17 protein-coding genes are annotated in these 22,644 nt (G+C 70.0%); 4 read left to right on the top strand and 13 right to left on the bottom strand.

Annotated features, from left to right (window positions below; genetic code table 11):
• The first annotated feature begins 103 nt into the window (after positions 1-103).
• Complete coding sequence (locus BL254_RS01000; protein WP_047221196.1) at positions 104-1,072, top strand: 4-hydroxy-3-methylbut-2-enyl diphosphate reductase; 969 nt, start codon at positions 104-106, stop codon at positions 1,070-1,072.
• 195 nt (positions 1,073-1,267) lie between these two features.
• On the opposite strand, the gene BL254_RS00995 is transcribed toward BL254_RS01000, so the two are convergent.
• Both BL254_RS00995 and BL254_RS28040 read right to left on the bottom strand, forming a co-directional pair.
• Positions 1,268-2,500: a hypothetical protein gene (locus BL254_RS00995; RefSeq protein WP_139342115.1), complete on the bottom strand. Its 1,233-nt coding sequence runs from the start codon at positions 2,498-2,500 to the stop codon at positions 1,268-1,270.
• Positions 2,501-3,197: 697 nt separating this feature from the next.
• Complete coding sequence (locus BL254_RS28040; protein ID WP_047221193.1) at positions 3,198-3,431, bottom strand: hypothetical protein; 234 nt, start codon at positions 3,429-3,431, stop codon at positions 3,198-3,200.
• Between BL254_RS28040 and BL254_RS29185 the strand changes: the two genes are divergently transcribed.
• Positions 3,328-4,062 (top strand): DapH/DapD/GlmU-related protein, encoded by a 735-nt coding sequence (locus BL254_RS29185; RefSeq protein WP_371389799.1) that lies wholly within the window; start codon positions 3,328-3,330, stop codon positions 4,060-4,062. The two genes, BL254_RS28040 and BL254_RS29185, sit on opposite strands and share 104 nt — an antisense overlap.
• 1,643 nt (positions 4,063-5,705) lie before the next feature.
• On the opposite strand, the gene BL254_RS00980 is transcribed toward BL254_RS29185, so the two are convergent.
• The 9 genes from BL254_RS00980 to BL254_RS00940 form a co-directional block, all read right to left on the bottom strand.
• Positions 5,706-6,872 (bottom strand): glycosyltransferase family 4 protein, encoded by a 1,167-nt coding sequence (locus BL254_RS00980; RefSeq protein ID WP_083730743.1) that lies wholly within the window; start codon positions 6,870-6,872, stop codon positions 5,706-5,708.
• A 128-nt stretch (positions 6,873-7,000) separates the two neighbouring features.
• Positions 7,001-7,804 (bottom strand): hypothetical protein, encoded by an 804-nt coding sequence (locus BL254_RS00975; protein WP_076842257.1) that lies wholly within the window; start codon positions 7,802-7,804, stop codon positions 7,001-7,003.
• Positions 7,801-10,260, bottom strand: a complete 2,460-nt coding sequence (locus tag BL254_RS00970; RefSeq protein ID WP_076842256.1) for a glycosyltransferase family 39 protein — start codon at positions 10,258-10,260, stop codon at positions 7,801-7,803. The genes BL254_RS00975 and BL254_RS00970 overlap by 4 nt, the downstream gene beginning before the upstream one ends.
• Positions 10,250-11,464: a glycosyltransferase family 4 protein gene (locus BL254_RS00965; protein WP_076842255.1), complete on the bottom strand. Its 1,215-nt coding sequence runs from the start codon at positions 11,462-11,464 to the stop codon at positions 10,250-10,252. The genes BL254_RS00970 and BL254_RS00965 overlap by 11 nt, the downstream gene beginning before the upstream one ends.
• Positions 11,461-12,663, bottom strand: coding sequence for a glycosyltransferase family 2 protein (locus tag BL254_RS00960; protein ID WP_083730742.1), 1,203 nt, complete (start codon positions 12,661-12,663; stop codon positions 11,461-11,463). Before BL254_RS00960 ends, BL254_RS00965 begins: the two co-directional genes overlap by 4 nt.
• A complete protein-coding gene (locus BL254_RS00955) occupies positions 12,654-13,580 on the bottom strand; it encodes a glycosyltransferase family 2 protein (RefSeq protein WP_047221190.1) in 927 nt (308 codons plus the stop codon). Before BL254_RS00955 ends, BL254_RS00960 begins: the two co-directional genes overlap by 10 nt.
• A gap of 1,263 nt (positions 13,581-14,843) precedes the next feature.
• Positions 14,844-15,287: a DUF6542 domain-containing protein gene (locus BL254_RS00950; protein WP_235433215.1), complete on the bottom strand. Its 444-nt coding sequence runs from the start codon at positions 15,285-15,287 to the stop codon at positions 14,844-14,846.
• Positions 15,288-15,541: 254 nt separating this feature from the next.
• On the bottom strand, positions 15,542-16,915 hold the full coding sequence (locus tag BL254_RS00945; RefSeq protein ID WP_083730741.1) for a DNA recombination protein RmuC: 1,374 nt from the start codon (positions 16,913-16,915) through the stop codon (positions 15,542-15,544).
• Positions 16,916-17,086: 171 nt separating this feature from the next.
• The gene (locus BL254_RS00940) at positions 17,087-17,833 is read right to left on the bottom strand and encodes a DUF4232 domain-containing protein (protein ID WP_047221188.1); all 747 of its coding nucleotides are present in this window, start codon (positions 17,831-17,833) and stop codon (positions 17,087-17,089) included.
• A gap of 357 nt (positions 17,834-18,190) precedes the next feature.
• On the opposite strand from BL254_RS00940, the gene ychF reads away from it, so the two are divergent.
• The gene (ychF, locus tag BL254_RS00935; RefSeq protein WP_076842253.1) at positions 18,191-19,267 is read left to right on the top strand and encodes a redox-regulated ATPase YchF; all 1,077 of its coding nucleotides are present in this window, start codon (positions 18,191-18,193) and stop codon (positions 19,265-19,267) included.
• 373 nt (positions 19,268-19,640) lie between these two features.
• Here ychF and BL254_RS00930 read toward each other — a convergent pair whose 3' ends face one another.
• Together BL254_RS00930 and BL254_RS00925 are read right to left on the bottom strand one after the other, a co-directional pair.
• Positions 19,641-21,317: a right-handed parallel beta-helix repeat-containing protein gene (locus BL254_RS00930; RefSeq protein WP_076842252.1), complete on the bottom strand. Its 1,677-nt coding sequence runs from the start codon at positions 21,315-21,317 to the stop codon at positions 19,641-19,643.
• A 276-nt stretch (positions 21,318-21,593) separates the two neighbouring features.
• A complete protein-coding gene (locus tag BL254_RS00925; RefSeq protein WP_076842251.1) occupies positions 21,594-21,911 on the bottom strand; it encodes a 4a-hydroxytetrahydrobiopterin dehydratase in 318 nt (105 codons plus the stop codon).
• Between the two features lie 118 nt (positions 21,912-22,029).
• On the opposite strand from BL254_RS00925, the gene BL254_RS00920 reads away from it, so the two are divergent.
• Positions 22,030-22,461, top strand: a complete 432-nt coding sequence (locus tag BL254_RS00920) for a (deoxy)nucleoside triphosphate pyrophosphohydrolase (RefSeq protein ID WP_013872321.1) — start codon at positions 22,030-22,032, stop codon at positions 22,459-22,461.
• Positions 22,462-22,644: the final 183 nt, after the last annotated feature.

Below are 22,644 nucleotides of genomic sequence, written 5' to 3'. Positions count from 1 at the left end.
TCGGACCGATGCACAAARCACGAGAGCTGTCCGCCCGGACATCGGTATGTGACGGTTGTCGTTTGGCCTTCCGGGCGCTGCCGGGCCGCGTAGACTCCGGGACATGGGGCGGATCCTGCTGGCCAATCCGCGCGGGTACTGCGCTGGTGTCGACCGAGCGGTACAGACGGTCGAGAAGGCACTGGAGCTGTACGGCGCTCCCGTCTACGTCCGTAAGCAGATCGTGCACAATGCCCACGTCGTCAAGACGCTGGAGGCAAAAGGCGCGATCTTCGTGGAAGAGACCTACGAGGTTCCTACCGGGGCGACCGTGGTGTTCTCCGCCCACGGCGTCGCACCGACCGTCCACGAGGAGGCGAGGTCCCGGGAGCTGCGAACGATCGATGCCACGTGCCCGCTGGTGACCAAGGTCCACGGTGAGGCGCGCCGGTTCGCCAAGGAGGACTTCGACATCCTCCTCATCGGCCACGAGGGCCACGAGGAGGTTATCGGTACCACGGGCCAGGCGCCCGACCGCATCCACCTCGTCGACGGCGCGGAGGACGCGGAGGCTGTCCGGGTTCGGGACGAGTCCAAAGTCGCCTATCTGTCCCAGACCACCCTGTCGGTCGACGAGACCGAGGTCACCGTGCGGGCGCTGCGCGAGCGGTTCCCGCTGCTGCAGGGGCCGCCGAGCGCCGACATCTGCTACGCCACCCAGAACCGGCAGGTGGCGGTCAAGGAGATCGCCAGCCAGGTCGAGCTCATCCTGGTCGTCGGGTCGCCGAACTCGTCGAACTCGGTACGTCTGGTGGAGGTCGCTCTCGACCACGGAGTGCCCACCGCCTATCTGGTGGACAACGCCGAGCAGGTCGACCCCGCCTGGCTCGAAGGGGTCGAGACGATCGGCGTGACCAGCGGGGCATCCGTTCCCGAGGAACTGGTCACGGAGGTTGTCGCGTGGCTTGCCGAACGTGGTTTTGACGACGTCCAGCAGGTGACGTCGGCGGAGGAGCATCTGCTGTTTGCCCTGCCGCCCGAGCTCCGCCGGGAAATCCGTGCCCGGGAGCGGGCGGCCAGCGGTAGCCAGTAAGCAGTCAGTCGGTAGTCCAGTAAGCAGGCCAGCAGGCCAGTAGCCAGGCCGTATCCGGCCGGTTGTTGGCTGTCGGTTGTTCCGGGCGTGCCCCGCGGATGAATCCGCGGGGCACGCCCGAAATTTTTCACGGACATTCATGCGCGTCCGTACGTCCCCGAGTGGCCTACGGCCGTGAGCCGGGTGCCGGGYGTTTCACCGGGCGCTGTCGAGCAGCGCGACCGGATCCGCGCAGAGCAGGTCCACGGCACGACGTACGACATCCTGGTCGAAGATGCTCGCGTGGAAAGCCACCGTGACGTACACGTGTCCGTGCAGCTCGGCGAACTGGAAGGTGACATAGTCCGGCTGGCGCTGGGTTGTCGCCGACAGGTAGTAGGTATCCGAGGTGTCGCCCCGCCACGGTAGTTTCTCGAATCCGCGCAGCCRTCCGAGATGATTCAGGACCAGGGACGGACGTGCCGGGAAGGGCGCCCGATCGCTCAGAGCCGCGATGCGGCCGACCTGGGCGAAGCCGGTCAACAGGCTCATCGTGGCCAGCGTACGCCCGTTCGCGGTCGCGGACTCCAGCGCGGCCGACACGGCCACCGGATCATGGGCGTCCGTCGGCTCGACGTAGATTCCGATCGTGAAGTTGCCGTCGAGCCGGCGGCCGGTCGGAAGGAATTTCCGGTTGTCGACGACGGTGTAGAAACCGCCGGCCGCCGGCCGCATGCCCGCCGCTTCCACCGCTGCCCGGACCGCGGCGAAAACCACCATCGTCCGGGTGACCCCGGACGCGTTGCGGACTTTCCACTTACGCAGGTCAGTGAGCGTGCTCCTGGCGAGGACCCCGGAAACCACGGTGAAGTTCGGTTGCCATGGCCGGTGCTGTGTCCYGGCGTCCGGGCCGGGCGCGGCCGGGCGCGGGGTCCGCAGCGTCGCGAGTACCCGCCCGGGTTTCCGGCCGTAGTACTCGCCCAGGGCGCGGGCCAGGGGAAGCCGGGTGGACGGCCGGTGCAGGCTCAGTGGCGGACGGCCTTCCGCGGCAGCCAACAGCAGCTCGGCGCCGGTGTCGAGGCCGAGCCGGGCGTCCCCGAGCGGATGGGACAACGACATCGCCAGCGAGTCACGGCCGACCGCGATCCGAAAGGGGATGTCGTCGACGTGTGCGTCGTACTGCCGTATCAGTAACCGTTCCGGCCCGCCGTCGTCGACGCTGTCATCGAGTGCCGTGACCATCCGCTCACAGTGGCTGTCGAGTTCGTGGCCCGTCACCGGGCGCCACCGGTGGTAGCCAGGATCGGGCCGGCGGAACAGCCGGTGGTCGGGAGCGATCCAGGCGAGTTCCCGCAGGGTCGCGCGGACCGTGTCGACGTCGGGTAGGTCCAGTGGCCCGGTGACGAAGACGGAATGGGCGCCGATCCACATTCGGTCACGTCCGGCCACGCGCTGGGACCGTGTTCTGCCTGGCATCGCCGATTTACCTCCGGTGTGGTTGTCCGCCGTCCTGCCAGCAACGCCGCCGTCCGCTCAGCGGGGGGACGCGAACTACCTGGCGGTGCCGTTTTGACGGGAGAACGACATGACTGGTGTCGTTATGTGTCCGGTCGACAACGGATACAGGTTTCCGTCGGCGGGCCGGGTATCCCGACGCCGACAACTCGTCCCGAAGACAAACGGACATGCTGGCAAACGAACATGTTGGCAAACGAGCATGCCCGGTAAACGGACACGGTCGGCAAACGGACATGGCGCCGCGCGCCGCGCCGCCGGTGCCGTTGACATCCTATCCCGCCGTATCCCGCTGTATTCGGTCGGTCAGCCGGCACGGTGATGGCATCCGACCAGCGTTCATTACTTTGAGTGATTGAATCGCTACTATCGGAGCGATTGTTTGGACGGTGGATGGGGTGAGACCGCGCCGCGAACCCGCGCCGCGACCGGTGCGCGTGAAGGAGACGGCTGTGCGTCGTGAAAAGCTCTGGGAGCAGCTCAGACTCGAGTTCTGGATGCTCGTGCGGGGAACCATCGTCAATGGCATAGGCGGGTCTTTCCTCGTCCCGCGTCCGCTTCGCTTCCTGCTCTATCGTCTCGGTGGCGTGCGGACCAGGACGAGGAACATCCTGCTGGGCTCCGTCGTCGGTCATCGCGCGGGCTTCGCCCGCGGATCAGGGATGGGCTCGATGTGTTTCATCGAGAATTCGGCACCGGTACGGATCGGTGAACGACTCAAGATATCACCCCAGGTCACGATTCTGACCTCCACGCATGACGTGGTCAATGGTGAGGTCAGCAGCGAGGTGGTGGCCAAGCCGGTTGTCATCGGGAACGACTGCTGGCTCGGCAGCAGGGTGATCGTGATGCCTGGCGTGACCATTGGCCATCATTGTGTGATTGCCGCCGGCTCGCTGGTCAACAGGGACTGCAAGCCCCACGGGCTTTACGCTGGATCGCCCGCCCGCCGGGTTCGCGACCTCGCCCCGGAGGAGGCCACTGCCCCGCGGGAAAACCCCGCCCCGCGGGAGAACCCCGCCCCGCGGGAGAACCCCGTCCCGGAGGCACTCGCCGCATCGCTGACGTCCGTTACGGTGCCTCCCAGTGCATACGCTGTCTCCCAGCGCACCAACGCCCTCGGCTACCGCGTCCACGGCCGCGAAGCCGTAGCCGGAGCACGGCTCAAAGCGCCCGGGACAGCTGTTTGCGATCAGGCTGTTCCCGTCATTCGGGCTGGTTCTGCCGTGACGGCCGATGGTGGTCGGTGCTGGGGGGCGGGTGGTTGGCCAGGGCACGCCTGGTGGACGGCCGCAGACGCACGGTGCTCTCGTCCGGCAGGCGCTCCAACCGGCTGGGCCGGTGCCAGATGGAGATGGTCCGCTCGTGCGTACGGCGAGCCTCGCCGCTGGTGCTGTCCGTGTTGTCGATGTAGCGGGCGAGGTCTCGTTCGTCGATCGGACGGAGCAGCTCGAGCGGGTAGAAGCTGGCGGCCATTCGYCGGTACACGCCGGTGAGCGGTTCGGTGGTGTTCGCCCGGGGGCCGGCCACCGCGATCGTGGCCCTGGGCTCGCGCCAGACCACCGCCAGCGGTGGCAGGGTGATCACGGCTTCCAGCACCACCGCCAGCAGCCAGCCCCAGCACAGGCCGTTCACCCCGCCGAGATGGCCACCGACGAGGGCGAAAACAATCTCCATGGCGGTTCCGGCGCCGACCACTCGCAAGGCGGATCCCAGCCGTCCCTGCACCCGCCGCAGCGAGACATAGTGATCTTTGATCACCAGGGGTACCCCGGCGAGCATCATGATCCGGAACGCGCTGACGGCCACCCCGCTGGTGTAGGCGCCACCGAAGATGGTCATGACAAGACTGGCGCAGGGCGCCGCGATCAGGAAGGTGGCGACGGCCGCCACGAGTCCCAGCGGCAGGGTCGAGCGGATCTTCGCCAGCGCCTGTTCCTCGTTCTGCCCGGACTGTGCGAACACGGCGATGGCCAGCGCGAACGGAATGATGAAGAAAAAGGTCGCGGCAAGGCGCGCGGTCGTGAAATAGGCGGTGTCCGCGGCGGTCGCGGCGAGCGCGGCGAGAATGGGCAGCAGCAGGGTCGGCAACTGCAGTGCCAGGTTGAGCAGGTGGTGCCCACCGGCTTCCTTACGCATCTCCCGCAGCTGTCGGAGCCCGGCGAACCGCTGGCGGGGGGTGGCCGCGGCGCCAGCGCCGTCCGGTGACCGTTCCTCCGGCGCGGGCCGGCGGAAGTAGCGGTAGCAGACCGGCAGGGACAGGGCCATGCCGGCTACCCAGGACAGGTAGAGATCCAGCCCGGACGTCCAGCCGATGACCACGAACACCGGGATCAGCCCGAGCTTGACCACCGACGTGACGACGTTGCGGACGAACTGTACGGCCCCCCGCGCCGCCGACAGCAGCGCGAAGTCCAGGGTGGAGGTCACCGCGAACAGGACGACCCCGACGCAGAACAGCACGGCGGCGGGCACGCTTGAGCTGACCGGGCGCAACGTCTCGGACAGGAACGGAGTGACCCCGGTCCACACCAGCGCGAGCAGGCCGGAGGTGACCCCGACAACGGCGATGGATGCCCGCATCAGCCGGAGGCGGTCCGACTCCCGCTCGACCGTGGGGAGCTTGGCCATCAGCAGTGTGCCCAGGCCGAGTATCCCGACGGAACCGAGGACCGTCATCGCCGCGATGGCCGCCGACCCCACCCCGACCTCGTGGACGGCGTAGGTGCGTGCGGCCAGGGACCAGAACACCGCCCCGAGGACGGATGTCACGATCTGCGTCCCCACCATGGACATCGCGATCGCCAGCAACTGCGCGAGACCGGCGTGACCGTGCCTGGTCTCCTCCGGCGGTGGGCTTTCGGCAGCCCTCGCCACGGGCGCGGTCGCCATGATGTCGGTCGTGATGCCTGCCGTGGCAGTGCTGCCCACGGTGATGCCGCTCACGGTGATGTCGTTCGCGGGCGGGCCGGCGGTGGCGCCGCTGTTGACGCCGACGATGTTCCTGTCAGCATTCCTGTCAGCGCGGTTCCCGTCAGCGCTGTTCATGGCGGTGTTGGCGCGACTGTCCCGTCCACCGTGCTGATCATCACTGCGGGTGGTCCCGGGCGGGTCGTGTCCACTGGCGGACGATGGCGCGTCATGCGTGGGCACGGTAGGCGTCTGCGAGCGCGCCGGCGCAGTCGTCCCAGGTGGGCAGGTGCGTGGACGGCGTGCCATGGCCGCTGGCCCCGGCCGGTGCGTTCCCGGTGTTCCCTTCCGCGGTCACCTCCGCTCCCGCGGTGGTCCGGGCGGTCAGGTGACGGAGCAGGGTCGCGGCGACCGTGCGCGGGTCCGCCGGGTCGTCGACCCGTTCGGCCAGGCCGCGGTCGGCCAGCTCRCCGAGACCGGTGCTGGGGGCGACCACGACCGGACGTCCGAGCGCGACCGCCTCCATCACGGCAACCGGGTGGGCCTCGTACTCGCTGAGCAGGGCGACCACGTGTGCGCCGGCCAGCAGGTCGGTCATGGCCTGGCGTTCGGCCGGCGGGACGAAGGTGAAGCTGACCTGGTCGGCCACGCCCAGCCGGGCGGCCTGGGTCCGCAGTTCGTCCTCGTAGGGACCACGTCCCACCAGCACCAGCCGGGCCCGCGGTTCCCGCTCGAGCAGGGTGGGCAGCGCGGCGATCAGGTGGTGCTGGCCCTTGTACTTCTCGAACCGGYCTACCGAGACCACGGTCGGCGCGTCGGCGTCGGGCCGGATGTCGGTGGTGGTGCTGGCGGGCTCGACGCCGTTCGGGACGACCCGCAGCCGGTCGACGGCCACCCGTGCCAGCCGGGCGAACATATCCTTCTCGAACTCCGCGACGCACACCACCTGCCGGGCGCGGCGCAGCAGCGGGCCGAGAGCGCGCCACTGGGCGCCCCGCAGCCGGTGGCGGATGGCCGACGAGTGGCCGCCGGTGTGCGGGCTGACCAGGTAGGGCGTGCCGGCCGCGAGTGCGGCGGTCATGGCGATGACCGGGACGGCGGTGTGCGCCCCCTGGCAGTGCACGAGGTCATAGTAGCCACCGCCGACCGCCGCGCGGATACGTGGAGCGACGTAGTAGTCGCGCTCCCGTGGCCAGGCGGGCACCCGCCGCACCCGGATCCCCTCGACCACCTCGACGGGGGGCCGGCTGCCGTCACGATCGGTGGTCAGGACGTCCACCCGCAGGCCGGGCATGGCGTTCAGCCGTCGGGCCGTCTCGTAGACATGCGTCTCGATCCCTCCCATGTCGGGGAAGAACCGAGGGGTGACCTGGAGCACGCGAAGTCGTCCGGGCACGGTTACTGCTCCCTCGAGGTGGCGAACGCGGGTGTCAGGGCACGACACGTCGGTAGCGGGTTACGRCTGTGCGGGTTACGGCCGGTTGGGCCGGAATGCGGGCGGGACGCCATCGTAAATGCTCTGAGTCACGGGATGGTTATCGACTGTATGATTTTTTCGCCGGCGAGCAGGTGGATCGTGGTCGGGGCGGGAACCGCCGCGTTCTCCACGGCTACGTCGACCTTGTCCCTGTCCGGTGCCAGCGGCGTCCGCCAGTGCCGGCCCACACTGTTGATCACCTCCAGTGCGAGATCGCCGCTGTCGCTGTCGGCCCGGGTGACGGTGACCGCCAGGCCCGACTGGGTCCGGACGGCACMGAGCGCTGTCACCGGCTCGTTCGTGGTCGTCTCGTCCGACCACCACGACAGGCCGATCGCCAGGGCGAGGATCAGGACCGGGACGGACACCAGCAGCGCGGCCCGGCGAGGGCCCGTCCGCCAGCCCCCGGCCGTCCAGGCAGCCGGCCGCCAGCACTCCACATACCAGGGCAGGCGCTCGCGGAGCCGGACCACGACGGTGGCCGGCCGCAGGCCGCCGACGGCGGCGAGGGYCACCGCCACGGCACCGAACAGCAGGTCGTAGGCGAGCGGGTTGCCGGCGTGCCCGACCGCGGCCACCACCAGCGAGCCGACCATCAGCCCGGCGACGGTGAGCAGCAGCAGCACGGCGATGTTCGCCGGGGGATCCGACCGGGAGACGAGCGGGGAGCTCACCCGAGAACCGTCCGCCGCACGGTCGCGCTCACCGGAGCCGTGCGCGTCGGGGCTGTCGTTGCCGCGGCTGGTCCCGGCTCTGGCGCTCCGGGCGAGAATCGCGTGCAGGCCGGTAACGCCGAGCGCGAGGATCGCGATTCCGAGGACGGTCTGTGCGAGGGCCGCCACGGCGCTCACCGGGTACCTCCCGCGGGCTGCGGTGCCGCCGGTGTTGCCCGCGGGGCTGTTGCCTGCGGGGCTGGAGACGCTGCAGCGGCTGCCGCTGGCGCTGCTGCCCCGAGGGCGGTGACGTCGTATATCTTCACCGGCCCGTTGTCGTAGACCTTCACCGAGCCCCGCTGGGTGTCGAACTTCGCCAGCATCGCCGCTGTCAGCCGGGTACCCATGGGTGYCTCGCCGTTCTCCGTGTAGAACGTCTCGTGCGGGAGGCCGTCGGCGAGCCGGGTGTCGACGATGACGTACTGGATGCGACCGACCGCGATGACCGCGCGTTCGTAGTCGCCGAGGGTGGTGCTGAAGTAGAGCGGACCGGCGCTCGCCCCGCTGGCCAGGCCGGTGACGAGCCACTGGCGGCCGATGCTCATCAGCCAGGTCCCGGTCTCGCGGTCGCCCGCGATCCGGCTGCCCGCCGGCAGCTCGGTGTTCGCCCACCTGGTGGCGGCGACCACGTACGGGTCGATGGAACGCCCGTCGGCGATCACCAGGTAGGGCCCGGGCATCCGTGACCAGTCCGCGCCCGAGCCCAGGACCGTCCCACCGATGAACACGAAGATCGCGAAGGAGCCGGTGAGCCGCCGCAGGAACGCCTGCCTGGTCGCGCGGCGGGTCGCCAGGTAGCTGGCGACGGTGAGGCCCAGCACGGCGGCGATGCCGAGGTAGACGAAGGTGGACAGGCGGGCGGACAGCTCGGCTGTGCGCGGTGTGACAGTACCCGCCATCGACAGTGGGAACGCCAGGTGCATCAGCCGCAGCAGCCGGTACAGCGTCGCCTGCCGGCCGTCGGTCTGCGGCCGGAACCTGAACGGGCCGAGCGGGACGATCGACACCGACCACAGCAGGGTGGTGCCGAGCAGCGCGACGATCTGCCAGGTCGGGGTGGGCGTGCCGGCCGAGTCGGTGAACATCTTGCGGCTCTTGGTCTCACCGCTGGCGACACTGYCGGCCTGGTGGAAGCTTTCCGACAGGATGGGGCCCAGATAGTCGCGGAGCATCGAGATGTTGACCAGCGCCCAGCCCACGGTCGCCACCAGCCCGACCAGGGTGACACGGGCGAGCACCCTGCCGTCCGCGCGGTCCCGGCGGGCGAAGGCGCACAACGTCCATCCGGCGAGCAGCCCCACGGCGATCCAGCTTGTGATGTGGTGGGTCAGCGCCAGCGCGACCCACGTCATCACGACCAGCACGCCCGTGGTGACCCGCCCGTACCGGGCACGGTCGACGACGACCAGCAGGAGCAGCACGGTCAGGGCGATGGCCAGGGTCTGGTAGGCGAACTGCGCGTTGAAGAAGAAGAACTGCGGGCTGCAGGAGTAGATCGCCACCCCTACGCCGGCCGCGTAGGCGGACCGGCTCAGGCGCTCGATCAGCAGGAACAGGCCGTACACCAGCAGGACGCGGGCCAGCAGGACGACGCCGATCACGGCCACCTGGTTCGGCACGCCGAGCAGTTGGACGACGGCGTTGGTCAGCAGCTCCAGCCCTGGGAAGCGGGGGCTGACCGGCAGGCCCGGATGCGGGGTGAAGACACCGCCGGTCGCCTGCAGGTCGAGCAGGGTGCGCAGGTGCAGCAGCTCGTCGAACTCGCGGACGGCGGCGATCTGGGTCAGCTCGAAACAGAAGTAGAGGCCGACACCGAGCAGCACCGACACCCGCAGCCGTTCCCGCCGGGAGGTGTCCGTTCGCAGCAGGCGGGCCACGCCGGCGACGAAGACCGTGATCATCCCGGGCCAGAGCAACGCGGTGCCCACGTCCGGATGCCCACGACGGCCGAGCGCGTAGGACACCGCGACCAGCAGCACCCCAGCGGCCATGACGGTCGCGACGGCGCGGGACCGGTCGGGACTGGTCAGATCATGACTGGCCAGGCCCGCGGTGACGGGCCGCGCGACCGGATGCCCGTCGACGACGGGGACATCGGCCGACCGTGTGCCGGCCGGGTCGTCCCGGGACGCCGGCGCCTTCCGCCGCGGCCGCCACGACCACCACGAGCGCCAGTCGAGTAACGGCCCGCGGTTCGTGCCGGTGCCGCCGACCGGCTCGGCGGCCGGCCCGGTGACCGGTTCGAGGAGATCCGCCACCGGGTCGCGCGTGACCACGGTCGTGTCGGAGCCGGTGGCATGCGCGGCCGGTGGCTGTGTGCTCTCCTCCACCCGGTCATTGTCGTAGACGCCGTGTCTCGCGTGGGCGACGGATCCGACGGTGTGCCCGGGCACGAACTCCGTGATGACAGTGGTGTCGGCACGTTCCCGCGGCCCGCCTCCGCCCGTCGGCACGGCGTTGTCGACCGTGCTGACGCGGGTCGTGTCGTCGTTGGCCGTGCTGTCCGCGCTGGGTGTCCGGGATCTGGCGGGCCGGGATCTGCCGGGCCGGGCCCTGATGATCCGGGTTTCGGTGGGCCGGGATTCAGTGGGCATGGACCAGGTCTCGGTAAACGGCCTCTATGCGCGGTACCACCTCGCCGGCGGTGAAGCTCGCGGCACGGTCGCGGGCGTGCCGGCCGAGCCGTTGCCGCAGGGACGGGTCGGCGAGCAGCAGGTTCATCGCCGCGGCCAGGGCTGCCGGCTCCGATGGCGGGACGACGACGCCGTCCTCCCCGTCCCGGACCATGTCCGCGATGCCGCCCATCCCGGTCGTGACGACCGGGACACCGGCGGCCATCGCCTCCAGCACCACGGTGGGGCAGGGATCCGGCCAGATGGACGGGACGACGGCGAACGCGGCTCCGGCGAACGCCTGCATGATCTTTTCGTGGTCCCATGGTTCGGCCACGACGACCCCGGCCGGCAGGCGGTCCGGCAGGTGGGGCGTGCGGCGGCCGACCATCAGCAGCGGCGGGCGGTCGGCGGCCAGCCGGGCGTAGGCGTCCAGCAGGATCCCGACGCCCTTGTCCCGGCTGAGATCACCGACGTACAGCAGGTAGCCGCCCGCGGTCATACCGCCGGGGACGGTGTGCGATCTGGTTTCCAGCAGTTCGTCCGGGATGAAGTTCGGGATGACCTCGAAGGGTATGCCGCCGGCGGCAAGGTCGCTGTGTCGGGCGACCGCCGAGCTCACCGCGATGATCCGGTTCAGGGCGAGCCGGCGCAGGGCACGGCCGCCCTGGTTGCCGGCGACCGTGGCGAGGCCGACCGGCCCGCCGTAGTGGTCGTGGGCGCAGCGGACGCACCGTCGTGGCGACGGGCCGGCGCACACCTGCTGGCCGAGGTACATGAAGCGCTTGGTGGCGCAGACATGGCTGTAGTCGTGCAGGGTGAGCACCATCGGCGCGCGGGTCGTCAGGCGCAGCGGCGTGAGGCTGTTGACGATCCAGTTGTGCGCGTGGATGACGTCGGGGCGCTCCTCGACGATGACGCGCCGCAGCGCCCGGGCCACCGCCGGGTCCGGCAGCGGCGGCGCGTAGAGCCGGTCGCCCYCCCCGTACAGGAAGGGCAGCGACGCGGTGATCGGCCGGACGGTCCGGACACGCATCCCGTCCCGGGTTGCCGTCCCCGTTTTGTCACCGAAGGTGACCACGGTGACTTCGTGACGGTCGGCCAGACGCCGGCCGAGATTGTGGACGTGTCGTTCCTCACCGCCGACGATCGGCGGGAAGAACTGGGCAAGTAGAAGGATCTTCACGAGGTGGGTCCTCCGGCCGGGCGTGCCTGGCCGCCCCTGTCGTCGGCCCTGTCGCGGCGGGCGGCGACCGGTTGCAGCAGGCGGCCGTGCAGATATCCGGCGGCCGTGAGCACGAGCCCCGAGACGATGCTCGCGGCGCCGCGGCGCCGACCGGGGGTGCGCATGTCGCGCCAGACGGCGCGGGGGAGCGTCCGGTACACGTAGGTGCGTTCCGTGGCCAGGGCGTCCGCGCTGCCGACCTGCCCCGAGATGATCGCCTTCGACCGTCCCTCGGCATAGCAGCGTTTGCGGAAGTACGTGAAGGAAGCCCGTGCCGGCGTGACGCGGTGGTGCACCAGCGCGCGCGGCTCGTAGAGGATGGTCGCCTGTGGGTCGGCCTGCCGCAGCCGGATGCCGAGCTCGGTCTCCTCGCACCCCAGCGGGGTGGACCCGATCCGGCCGATGCCGTCGCTGAAGCCGCCGACCCGGTCGAAGACGCTCCGGCGGAAGGACATCGCCGCGCCGATGGGATTGCGGACCGGCTGGGCGGAGGTGGGCAGGCCCTCGTAGCTGCAGCCGACCACCCAGTCGAACTCGGGGGGGAACCACGCCGGCCGGCCCGGAGCCGGCCAGGTCGGCACGGCGGCACCGCCCACACCCTGCACGGTCGGCTCCACGTACGGGGCCAGCAGGTGCTCGAGCCAGTCGGGTGCGCCGTGGGCGTCGTCGTCGAGGAACACCACGATGTCACCGCGAGCGGCCCGCACGCCGGTGTTACGGGCCGCGGACAGACCCCGGGCGCCGGTGTTCGCGAGCACCGTCACCCCGTCGAAGGTGGCCCGGGCGCGGGCGAGCAGGGCGTCGTTGTGATCGACGACCAGGATGATCTCGTGCGCTGCCGTCCGCTGGTGGCGGACGCTCGCGATGGCGGCGACCAGGTCGTCCCAGCGCTCGAGGGTGTACGCGCAGATCACCACGGACGCGGCCAGTGCCGCCGGGGGCGCGCTGATCTGCGCTTCACCGTCCGCGGGCCGCGCCGTTGCGGCGGGTCGCGCCGTGACGATCCCGACGGGATGGGCCTGTGCGGGGATCACCGGGGCCGGCACGGCAGCCGTCGCACCGGCGGCTGCCGTGCCGGCCGCCGCCTGGGAGGGGCCGGAGGCTGGATGTGAGTCGTCGGCTCCGCCCGGGGTGATGCCGGTGGATGCCGTCACGCGCATTCCACCTCGGAGCCGACCACACCCACGGTGCCCATAGCGCCCACACCCGCGTCAGCTTCGGAAACCTCCAGGCGGACGCCTTCCGGGGTCTCACCGCGTGCCTGCTGGGGCCGCAGGACGGTCAGGTTCGGGCCGACCGCGGTCGCCGTGGACCAGCGCGGTACCAGCCTCCGCCGCCGGCCGCGCGAGCCGCGGGATTCGACCAGAATGGTGCGCAGGACCCGCAGGCCGTCGGAAAAGGCGTTGAGGTTGCTGACTCCGTGAATACGGGGGTGCTCGAAGCTCGGGACTTCCACAACACGCAGCTCGGCGCGGGCCACCCGCATGTTGATAACGGTCTCGACCTCGAAGCCGTCTCCCCATTCATAGGCGTCGGAATGGTCGCCCGGCTCCAGGCTGAGGGCGGGCAGGCAGTGCCGCCAGAACGCGTTGTAGCCGTAGCAGAGGTCCGAGTACCGGCAGTCCAGGAAAATGTTGACGAGGCCGCTGAGGAAAGAGTTGCCGGCCCGCCGCATACGGGTGATGTCGCTGCTGCCGCCACCGTTGATGAAACGGGATCCCTTTGCGAAGTCCGCGCCGGCGGTGAGGGCCCGGACGAACTCGCCGATCTCCGCGGGGTCGGCCGAGCCGTCGGCGTCGAGCATGACGATGATGTCGCCGCTGGCCGCGGCGAAACCGCACGCGAGCGCGTTTCCCTTACCGCGACGGGTCTGGTTGACAATTATGATGTCAGGACGCAGCGACTGCGCGACCGCGACCGTGTCGTCGGTCGATCGGCCGTCGACGAGGACGATTTCGGCGTCGGCGGGCAGGTTCTTGAAGACATGCGGAAGATTGCGCGCCTCGTTGAGCGTCGGAATGATGACGCTGACAGTCGGAATCTTGATAGTCGTCGATAGGTCCGAGCGTCCGGACACCTGTTCCCCCCAGTAACTGGATGTCGGGATGCACCGTGGGCCAGGTAGACCCGAGCCGATGTGGTGCCCCCAGTTCGCTGTCGGCTTTTTCCCTGCGGTGATCGCCGTTTCAGTAGTTTGATCCGGCGCTTCCTGACGGCCTGCTATGACTGTCGTCGCATGTCCCCCCCGGGCGCAGGATCGACAGCCGTCATCACGAGTCTATTGCGTCATCTCCTGCCGTTGGACGTTCGTGATCTTCTGGTCGGCCAAAGGTGCCGCGGATCAGTGTTCCGCGAGCGGGCGGGAGCCGCAAGGACTGTATGGCCGCCGCTGTTGGTCACGGTGATCGCCGAGGCACTCATGATCCAATTTATTGACGATGATCCAATTGATTGACGAGAGTTCGCGGTCAAGAATTTAGCATTGCCCATGGAGGGAGTCTCGGTCGGACGGTACACAAAAATATTGTTTGCATGTTGTTTACAAGTTGTTCATTTTTGCGTGACGGAAGTTCTGGAAGCGAATCACGATCTACTGAAATTGTGACAACGATATTGCTCGGCGTAGTTTAAATAACTAAGAGTAGCGAGATGTTGGCACGGAGTTCTGATGGGGCAAGGCGCTGGGCAAGGGCCCGGGTCGCCCCGGTTGTCGCCGCCCTCGGATGTCTACACAAATTCCCCTCGCGCCCGTATGCCTGGTGTCCGGATGACGACAATGCGTTGTCCTGATCTTACATTCCAGTTCGCTGCTGGATTCTTGTGACGAATTTCACCGTCACCCGCGGGATCCTTTGCAGTCTATGTCGGCCCGCCATCTGAATAACGTGTTCCAGATAACGTGCTCCAGCTATTTCTGTCAGCAGGACAATTATTATGATATTTTTATGCCCTGGCAGTCCGGGGGTCGGGAGGTCCAACTGGGTCGGAGTCGGTGGATCTTCGTATCGGGCGGGCCGCGCCCCGACGGCCGACATCCGTCGGGTCCGGCCCGGCTAAGAACGTGGGTGGGCGCGGGAGAAGGCAGGGCACGGGCAGCGTCCGCAGTCCGACCCGGGGCGGTAATGCCGGTGGTCGGCACGAGAATGACCACAGCGGCAGGTTGCCCACCATTGGGCCAGGCAGCCTCTGGCGGATCTTCGACCGCGCGGACCGCCGCCCGCGCCGAGCGCTGCCTGGTGGCACCGGCGTTCCCACAGTCCGCGGTGTGCATCTACGAGCACACTGAAAACGGTACCGGATATCTGTCCGGTACCGTTCCGGCGAGCCGTCTAGCCGGTCGCTAGCCGGTCGGCCGGCTGCGATTCCCAGGTGGCCTGAGGTTTCGTTCGTGTACGCGCCGGGTAACTCGCGCGCGTCGCGCGCGGACCGCGGCGATGAGGACAACGGCCGCGAAACCCAGCAGAAGGACGGGAGCTCGCAGAATCAGGTCGGATCCGATATTGATCGCCTTGCTCTTCAGCCCACCGCCGCCGTCGCCCGACGATCGGGTGAATCCGACACCAACGGCGATCAGCGCATAGACCAGCGGTGGCGCGATGACGATCCCAAGGAGGTCGTCGGAATGCACCCGGGCGGCGGCGAGGATGCAGCCGGCGACGAACAGGACGCCGAAGGCGGCTCCCGGGGAGCCGGACAGCGCCACGTCGATGGCCGCGCCAACCGTCCCGGCCAGGATGAGCAGGAGAGCCGCGCCGAGCACGGTCAGACCGCGTCGGCTGCCCATCACCACGGTGGGTGCCTCGCCGCCGCGTCGGCCCTGGGCACGCCCGCGCCGAGCGTCTGGTGGGCCGACACCTCTGGCGCGGCCGGACGGACCGGTCGACGAACGACGAGGTGGCGAGTTCACTTGGGCAAGGTACCGCCCGGCGTTGCCCCAGGTGTCACCGGCGAGTGTCGTTATCGCGCGGGACAGCCGGGCGTATCACTTTCAGTGCTATCGCTAAAACTTTCGGCGACCTTCGGTACTCCTCGGTGGCATCATCCGGGCRCACCACCCGCCCTGCCCGCAAGTTCGGTCGCGGACAGGGCCCGTACGCCGGTTTCCACCGGCGACGGTGTCGCCAGGACGTTTTCCACCACCTCCATGGCGGCGAGCCTGCGCGCCGGCACCAGTACGCGGCTCTCCAGGGATCCCACCGCCGTGTTGAAATCGGTCACCGTCCGGCTGAGTGAACGGCCGAGCCGGTCGACATGCTCACCGAGGGTGCCGAGGCGGGCGTAAAGATCCCTGCCCAGTTCGAAGATCTCCCTGGTCCGGCTGGTGAGCGCCTCCTGGGTCCACGCGTGGGCGACCGTGCGCAGCATCGCGATCAGAGTGGTCGGGGTCGCGATGACGACCTTTTTCGCGGCGGCGTGCTCCARCAGCGTCGGGTCCTTCTCCAGCGCCGGYGCGAGGAACGCCTCGGCCGGCACGAACAACACGACGAACTCCGGGCTGGTGGCCAGGTGCCGCCAGTACGCCTTGGCGCCGAGCGCGTCCACGTGTGCTCGCAGATGCCGGGCGTGCGCGGCCAGCCGTTCGTCCCGGAGCCGTTCGTCGCGGGCCTCGGTGGCCTCAAGAAAGGCCAGCAGCGGCACTTTGGCGTCCACGATGATGTTCCTGCCGCCCGCGAGATGGACGACCATGTCCGGCCGGCGCACGCCGTCCTCGGTGCTGGTGACCGGTTGTTCGGTGAAGTCGCACCGGGCGACCATCCCGGCGACCTCGACCACCCGGCGCAGCTGCATCTCCCCCCAGGCGCCGCGGGCCTGCGGCTTGCGCAGCGCCGTGACCAGCGCCGCGGTCTCGGCCCGCAGGCCCTCGGAGGCCCGTTGGACACCGCGGACCTGCTCGACGAGGCCCGCGTACGCCTCCACCCGCGAGGCCTCCAGCTCCGCGAGGCGCTGCTCCATCCGGCCCAGCGTCTCGCGCAGGGGGCCGACGAGGTGCTCGACCGCAGCCCGCCGCTGCTCCAGGTCGCCGGTGGCGTGGGCGCCGACCTCCTGCAGCCGGGCCGAGGCGAGCTCGAGAAACTGCCGGCTCGCGCCCTCCAGTGCCTGTGCGGACAACGCCTGGAACGCCTCGCCGAGACGCTGCTGGCTGCGCTCGACCAGGCTCACCCGTTCGGCCGCGGACCGCCGCTCGTGGTCGAGCGCGCTGCGTATCCCCGCGAGGTCGACCTCGGCCAGCGCGGCCCGCTCCAGTGCGGCGTGCTCGGCCCGGCGCAGCGCCTCCAGCTCGCGGGCCGTCCGGCTGTGCTCGGCCACGAGCGCGTCGAGCCGGATGTCGCCGGCCCGGCGGCCGGCCGCGAAGCCGCCCCCGGCCCCCAGCAGCAGCCCGACGAGAAAGAACAGCACGGTCGTGGCGTCCATGGTGCACAGGCAATCACGGACGTCCGACACTTTTCCGGAGGAACCGCCGGCCGGCCCCGAGCGTCCCGGCGGCGACCGGCTCGCCAGCGGCCGTCAACGGCCCCGGATGGCGCCCCCCAGCCGGCTGCGCCGACCGCGACCGTCGTGGCCACCGCGATCACGGTGGCCCACTCAGGTGCCCGCCGCGGCACCGGGGACGACCGGATGCACCCGGAAGTTGCCACAGAACGTGACCGACTGTGGCAGCTCAAGGCTGTCGGTGTCACCCGGCGGTGTCACCCGCAGACCGGCATAGGACGGACAGGTCGTCTGGTTCCCGGACGGGACGACCGTCCACTCGACGCCGGCGGAGGCGCTGCCGTTCGGCTCCAGCACGACACGCCGCTGCTCGGTCACCGGGAAGATGGAACCGACGGTGCTGCGGGCGGCGTCCGCGGTGTCCTGGCCCGTGGCGTCCCGGGCGGCCACCCCCGGATAGCCGGTGAGGGCGCAGGCGTCGCGCGTCCTGTTCGTGAACACGATCACCAGGCCCTGATGGCCCATGCCGCTGCCACCGGGGGGTGGGGCGGTCGACAGCTGCAGGTCCGCGGCGGCGCACCGGCCCGGGACGACGCCCACGCCGGTGCCCCCGGTACCGGGGCCGGTGGCACCGGGCACCGGTGTGTCCGTCGACGCCGCGCCACCGGCCCTCGGCGGGGAGGACGGGCTCACCCCGGTGGCCCCTGGACCCGTGCCGTCCGCGCCGGCGCAGGCCGCGCACGCCGCCGCGAGCGCGAGGACGGTCAACGCCCGCGCGACGGCCCTACCGGCCCCGCCGCTTCCGACAGCCTCGTCGCCCTCGTGGGCCCTGCCGCCATCATTGGCGCTGTAGGTCTTGTGGGTCCCGCCTCTGCCGGTCTCACCCAGGACGAGCTTCATGCGCCTCACCCTCCCGCCATGCCACCAGCAGTTACATCTCTTCGATGTTGTCCTTCAGTGGCACGGGAGGGAAGACGGCGGCACACAATGGCACGGACGGAAGCGGGAGCCTCGGACAGGCAGCGGTCCGAGCGGGTCGGCCGGGGAGCCTCCGGACGCTGCCGGACGAGCAGCCGTGCCGCCACCGACGGCCGGAAAGCCACCCGCCGCCGGACGTCGCGGGACGGGCGGCCGGTCCCGGCCCGGCGGACGCGGCCCTGTCCGCCCGGCCCTGTCCGCCGGGGTGGTCAACGGCCGACGGCCACCGGCGGTCGGCGGCCGACAGGCGACGCGGTCGGCACCGTAGACTGCGACCCCATGGGCTTGTCGATCGGGATCGTCGGACTACCCAACGTCGGCAAGTCGACCTTGTTCAACGCGCTGACCCGCAACGACGTGCTGGCCGCGAACTACCCGTTCGCCACCATCGAGCCGAACGTCGGCGTCGTCGGGGTCCCCGACCCCCGCCTCGACCGGCTCGCCGAGGTCTTCCGCAGCGCCCGCACGGTGCCGGCGACGGTGAGCTTCGTCGACATCGCGGGCCTGGTCCGCGGCGCCTCCGAGGGGCAGGGGCTCGGGAACAGGTTCCTGGCCAACATCCGCGAGTCGGACGCGGTCTGCCAGGTCGTCCGGGTCTTCTCCGACCCGGACGTCGTCCACGTGGACGGCCGGGTCGACCCCGCCGACGACATCGCCACCGTCAACACCGAGCTCGTCCTCGCAGACCTGCAGACAATCGACGCGCGCCTGCCCAGACTGGAGAAGGAAGCCCGGGTCGACAAGGGCAGGCAGGGCCTGCTCGCCGCCATGAAGCACGCCCGCGAGGTGCTCGACGCCGGTCGCACCCTCTCGTCCGAGCCGGGTGTGGACAGGGCGGCGCTGCGGGAGCTGTTCCTGCTGACGGCCAAACCGTTCCTGTACGTGTTCAACGTGGACGAGGACGCCCTCGCCGACACCGGCCGGCTCAAGGAGCTCGCCGCCCTGGTCGCCCCCGCCGACGCGGTGGTGCTGTGCGCGAAGGTCGAGGCCGAGCTCACCGAGCTCCCCGACGAGGACGCCGCCGAGCTGCTGGCCTCCCTCGGGCAGTCCGAGAGCGGCCTGGCGCAACTGGCCCGGATCGGCTTCCACACGCTGGGCCTGCAGACCTACCTGACGGCCGGGCCGAAGGAGGCCCGGGCCTGGACGATCAAGGTTGGCGCGACCGCCCCCGAGGCCGCGGGCGTCATCCACACCGACTTCCAGCGCGGGTTCATCAAGGCCGAGGTGGTCTCCTTCGGCGACCTGACGGCGGCGGGCTCGATGGCCGCCGCCCGCGCCGCCGGCCGCGTCCGTGTCGAGGGCAAGGACTACGTCATGGCCGACGGCGACGTCGTCGAATTCCGTTTCAACGTGTAGCCCCGCCCCGCCTCCGTCCGGCTGCCGGATGGTCCCGGCGGAGGGACCGTCCGCAAGGCGTCAGGCACGCTGGCCGCCTCGGGCGGGTGTTCCGCGGGGCAGAGGGCGCCGCCCGGATCGACAAACGCCTTGGCCTGGCCGGCGAGTGCTCCGCAGGGCGGAGACTGTCCTTTCCGCGGCAGCATCCGCCCGGAGCGGGTTGGGGTGGCTGGGGCTGAGCGCCGGCTGGGGCTGAGCGCCGGCTGTCCTGCCGCCCGCGGGCGGAGGTGTAGGTGAAAAGCGTCAGTATGACGCCTGTTTCCACCTACGGGCGCGACGGCTGTAGGTGGAAACAGGCATGGGAGTGACGGAAACCACCTACGGGTTTCGCCGGTCAGCGGCGGACCAGACGTTTTCGGTCGGCGCCCCAGACGTCCCAGGCGGATTTCCGGTTACCGGTGATGTCGTTGTCCTCGAAGAGCCCGGCACCGTTGTCGTAGACGAACACGCCGTGCTCCTGGGAGTTGGTGATGCGGTTGCGACGGACCGTCGGGTTCCCACCGGACTCCACCGCGACGTTGGACCTGGCGTTGCCGGTGATGTCGTTGTTCTCGAAGAGCCCGGCGCCGTTGTCGTAGACGTGCACGCCGGCGTTCTGGGAGTTGGTGATGTGGTTGCCGCGGACAGTCGGGTTCCCGCCCGACGCCACGGTGACGTTGGGCCAGATGTTGCCGGTGATGTCGTTGTTCTCGAACAGCCCCGCGCCGTTGTCGTGGACGAAGACGCCGCTTCGCCGGGAGCTGGTGATGCGGTTGCCACGGACCCTCGGGTTCCCGCCCGACCTTACGGCGATGTTGGACCTGGCGTTGCCGGTGATGTCGTTGTTCTCGAAAAGGCCGGCACCGTTGTCGTGGACGAAGACGCCGCTTCGCTGGGAGCTGGTGATGCGGTTGCCACGCACTCTCGGATTACCACCCGACGCCACGACGATGTTGGACCGGACGTTGTCGGTGATGTCGTTGTCCTCGAACAGCCCGGCGCCCTTGTCGTAGACGTGGACACCGCGGCCGGAGAGGTAGTGGACACGGCAGCGGTGGACGTGGGGGTCGGCGTCGTTGTGGACGGCCAYGCCGGCGGACGCGCTCCCGCTGATGTCACAGCCGTCCAGGACGAGCCGACCGGTGCGGATGTCGACCACCGCATCCTCGCCCGGCTGCCCGGTCGCCCGCAGCGTCAGCCCGCGCACCGAGCCGTTCGCCGCGCTGAACAGCACCACGCTGCCCGTACCGGCCACGATGGTGATCTCCTCGACCGGGCCGTCCCCGACGATCTCCAGCGGTTTGTCGAGGATGAGCGGCCCGGGGTAGAGCCCGGGGCGGACCACGACGCGGTCGCCGGGCCGGGCAGCGCGGATCGCCGCGTCCACCGTGGTGAAGTCGCCCCGGCCCAGCGCGTCGACCACGTGCACCCGCACCGGCCGGCCAGCCCGCCGGCCCGCCGCGCCGCCGCCGGGCGTGCCGGGGAAGCTCGTCCCGGGGGCCGGCGCGTCCACGGCGAGCGCGTCGCGGATCCGGCGTGCCAGCGCGGCTGTCGCCCGGCGGCTGCTCGGGCTCGACAGGTCCCCGAAGCGGCGTTCCCGCCAGTCGGTGTACTGCCGGGCAGTCAGCGCGGCGAGCAGTTCGTCGCCGGCGGCCCGTCCCGGTGTTTCCAGCTCCGGCACGCTGATCCAGTACACCGGTAGGATCAGGTCGGTCCGGCGCAGCCGGCGTTCCCGGTCGAGGAAGCGGGTCATCTCCCGCCGGCACTGCGGGCTGGCCACGAACGCCGGGGTCACGATCGGTATGAAGAACGTGACCGCGTCCAGGGAGCGGTTGATCCGCTCTTCCCAGGCATGGCCCCAGGTGATGTCGTCCCGGTCCTGGAAGATCTGTAGCTCGCGGCGCCCGGTCTGCGCGCGCAGCTCACCCTCCAGCCGCCGCCGGAATGCCGTGATCAGGCCGCTGTCGTGCTCGTCGTCGTCATGGGCGTAACTCAGGAAGGCCGCTGGCTCGCCATCCGATCGACCCGCCACCCGTGCTCCCCCGACAGCTCTCCGTCCGACAACCCAATATGCACTCTATGTGATCAATATAAGACGGAGGGTGACTTCCCAATGTAAATCTTGTCGATGGGGGTAAGGATGGGGCGGGCGTCGGTGGCGAGGGGTCGGCTCCGTGCGGCGCCGCYGCGCCAGTCGCGGGGGCGGCTGGCGGCGGGGCTGAGCGGCGGGGCCGGACGGTGTGGATCGGGCGCCGACAACGGGCGCCGGTCGGGTGTGGTGTTGAGTGGGTTGCGGGTGCTGAACGGATTATGTGCCAGTGTCGGACGGGTCCGCGATGCCGTGTTGGCGCAGGATGTCGGAGATCCGGGATGCCAGGGCGATGTCGAGATCGGTGACAMCCCCTTGCGAGTGCGTCCAGACTGTGAAGATCGTCACTCCAGGCGCTCGGTCGACGACGGGGTGGTGATTCATCTCGTTCGCGACGATCGAGATCTTTTCGACCGCCTCGTTGGCGGTCTCCTCGTCCATGGTGACCCTGCGGACGATCGTCGATGTGTCGCCGCTCCACCCCGGCAGTGTGCTGAGGGCGTCGGCCACGCGGTGTGCGTCCAGCTTGGTGGGCATGGAGGAACCTCCGTCTGGTCCGGCCGGGCGGCCGTCGGGTGGTGGCCGCCTTTGCTGTGCGTTCGCTGTGCGTCMTCTTCGCAGCGGGGAGGCCCCGCTCGTTACAGTGTCGTTCGTTATGGAGTCGTCCGGCATCCCGCGCGTGGTGGTGGCAGCGGCGCTTGTTGATATTCGAGAGCGGGTGCTGGCATGCTGTAGGCGAGGTCCGTCCGCGCTCGCCGGCGGCTGGGAGTTCCCCGGCGGCAAGGTCGAGCCCGGCGAGGACGAGGTCGCCGCTCTCGTCCGTGAGTGCCGGGAGGAGCTCGGGGTCGACGTCGAGGTCGGCTCGGTCCTCGGCGAGGTGCCCCTGCCGGCGGACGGCTGGGTGTTGCGGGTGCGTTTCGGGCGGATCATCGCGGGCGAGCCCAGGCTGATCACCCATTCGGCGCATCGCTGGCTGGCACGGGACGAGCTCGACGACGTCCCCTGGCTGGCCCCGGACGCGCCGCTCATCGAAGATCTTCGTCGCTACCTGGGCACGGCGCCGCCGGATACCCGGTCCGGCGTCTGACCCGGCCACGGCGTCTGATCTGGCCCCGGCGTCTGATCTGGCGTCTGACCGATCCGACGTCTGGCCGGGACGCCTGTCTGATCAGGCAGCGGACCGGTAGCGGGCCGCCAGAGTCAACGGATAGTATCGATGATTACACCTTCTGTTGTCGTCAGCCGTCAGGTCGCCGGTGTCCGTACCATG

It is taken from the genome of Protofrankia sp. BMG5.30 (assembly GCF_001983005.1).
Lineage (GTDB): Bacteria > Actinomycetota > Actinomycetes > Frankiales > Frankiaceae > Protofrankia > Protofrankia coriariae.
Note: the sequence above shows the minus strand (reverse complement) of the source record. Positions and strands in the feature narration are given on the sequence as shown.

What these genes read in the sequence shown, in the direction of transcription:
- BL254_RS28040 (WP_047221193.1), bottom strand. Translation starts at nt 3,431, where the DNA reads ATGGTCACGCCAGGCATCACGATCACCCTGCTGCCGAGCCAGCAGTCG.
- BL254_RS00960 (WP_083730742.1), bottom strand. Translation starts at nt 12,663, where the DNA reads ATGCGCGTGACGGCATCCACCGGCATCACCCCGGGCGGAGCCGACGAC.
- BL254_RS01000 (WP_047221196.1), top strand. Translation starts at nt 104, where the DNA reads ATGGGGCGGATCCTGCTGGCCAATCCGCGCGGGTACTGCGCTGGTGTC.
- BL254_RS00920 (WP_013872321.1), top strand. Translation starts at nt 22,030, where the DNA reads ATGGAGTCGTCCGGCATCCCGCGCGTGGTGGTGGCAGCGGCGCTTGTT.
- BL254_RS00940 (WP_047221188.1), bottom strand. Translation starts at nt 17,833, where the DNA reads ATGAAGCTCGTCCTGGGTGAGACCGGCAGAGGCGGGACCCACAAGACC.
- ychF (WP_076842253.1), top strand. Translation starts at nt 18,191, where the DNA reads ATGGGCTTGTCGATCGGGATCGTCGGACTACCCAACGTCGGCAAGTCG.
- BL254_RS00950 (WP_235433215.1), bottom strand. Translation starts at nt 15,287, where the DNA reads ATGGGCAGCCGACGCGGTCTGACCGTGCTCGGCGCGGCTCTCCTGCTC.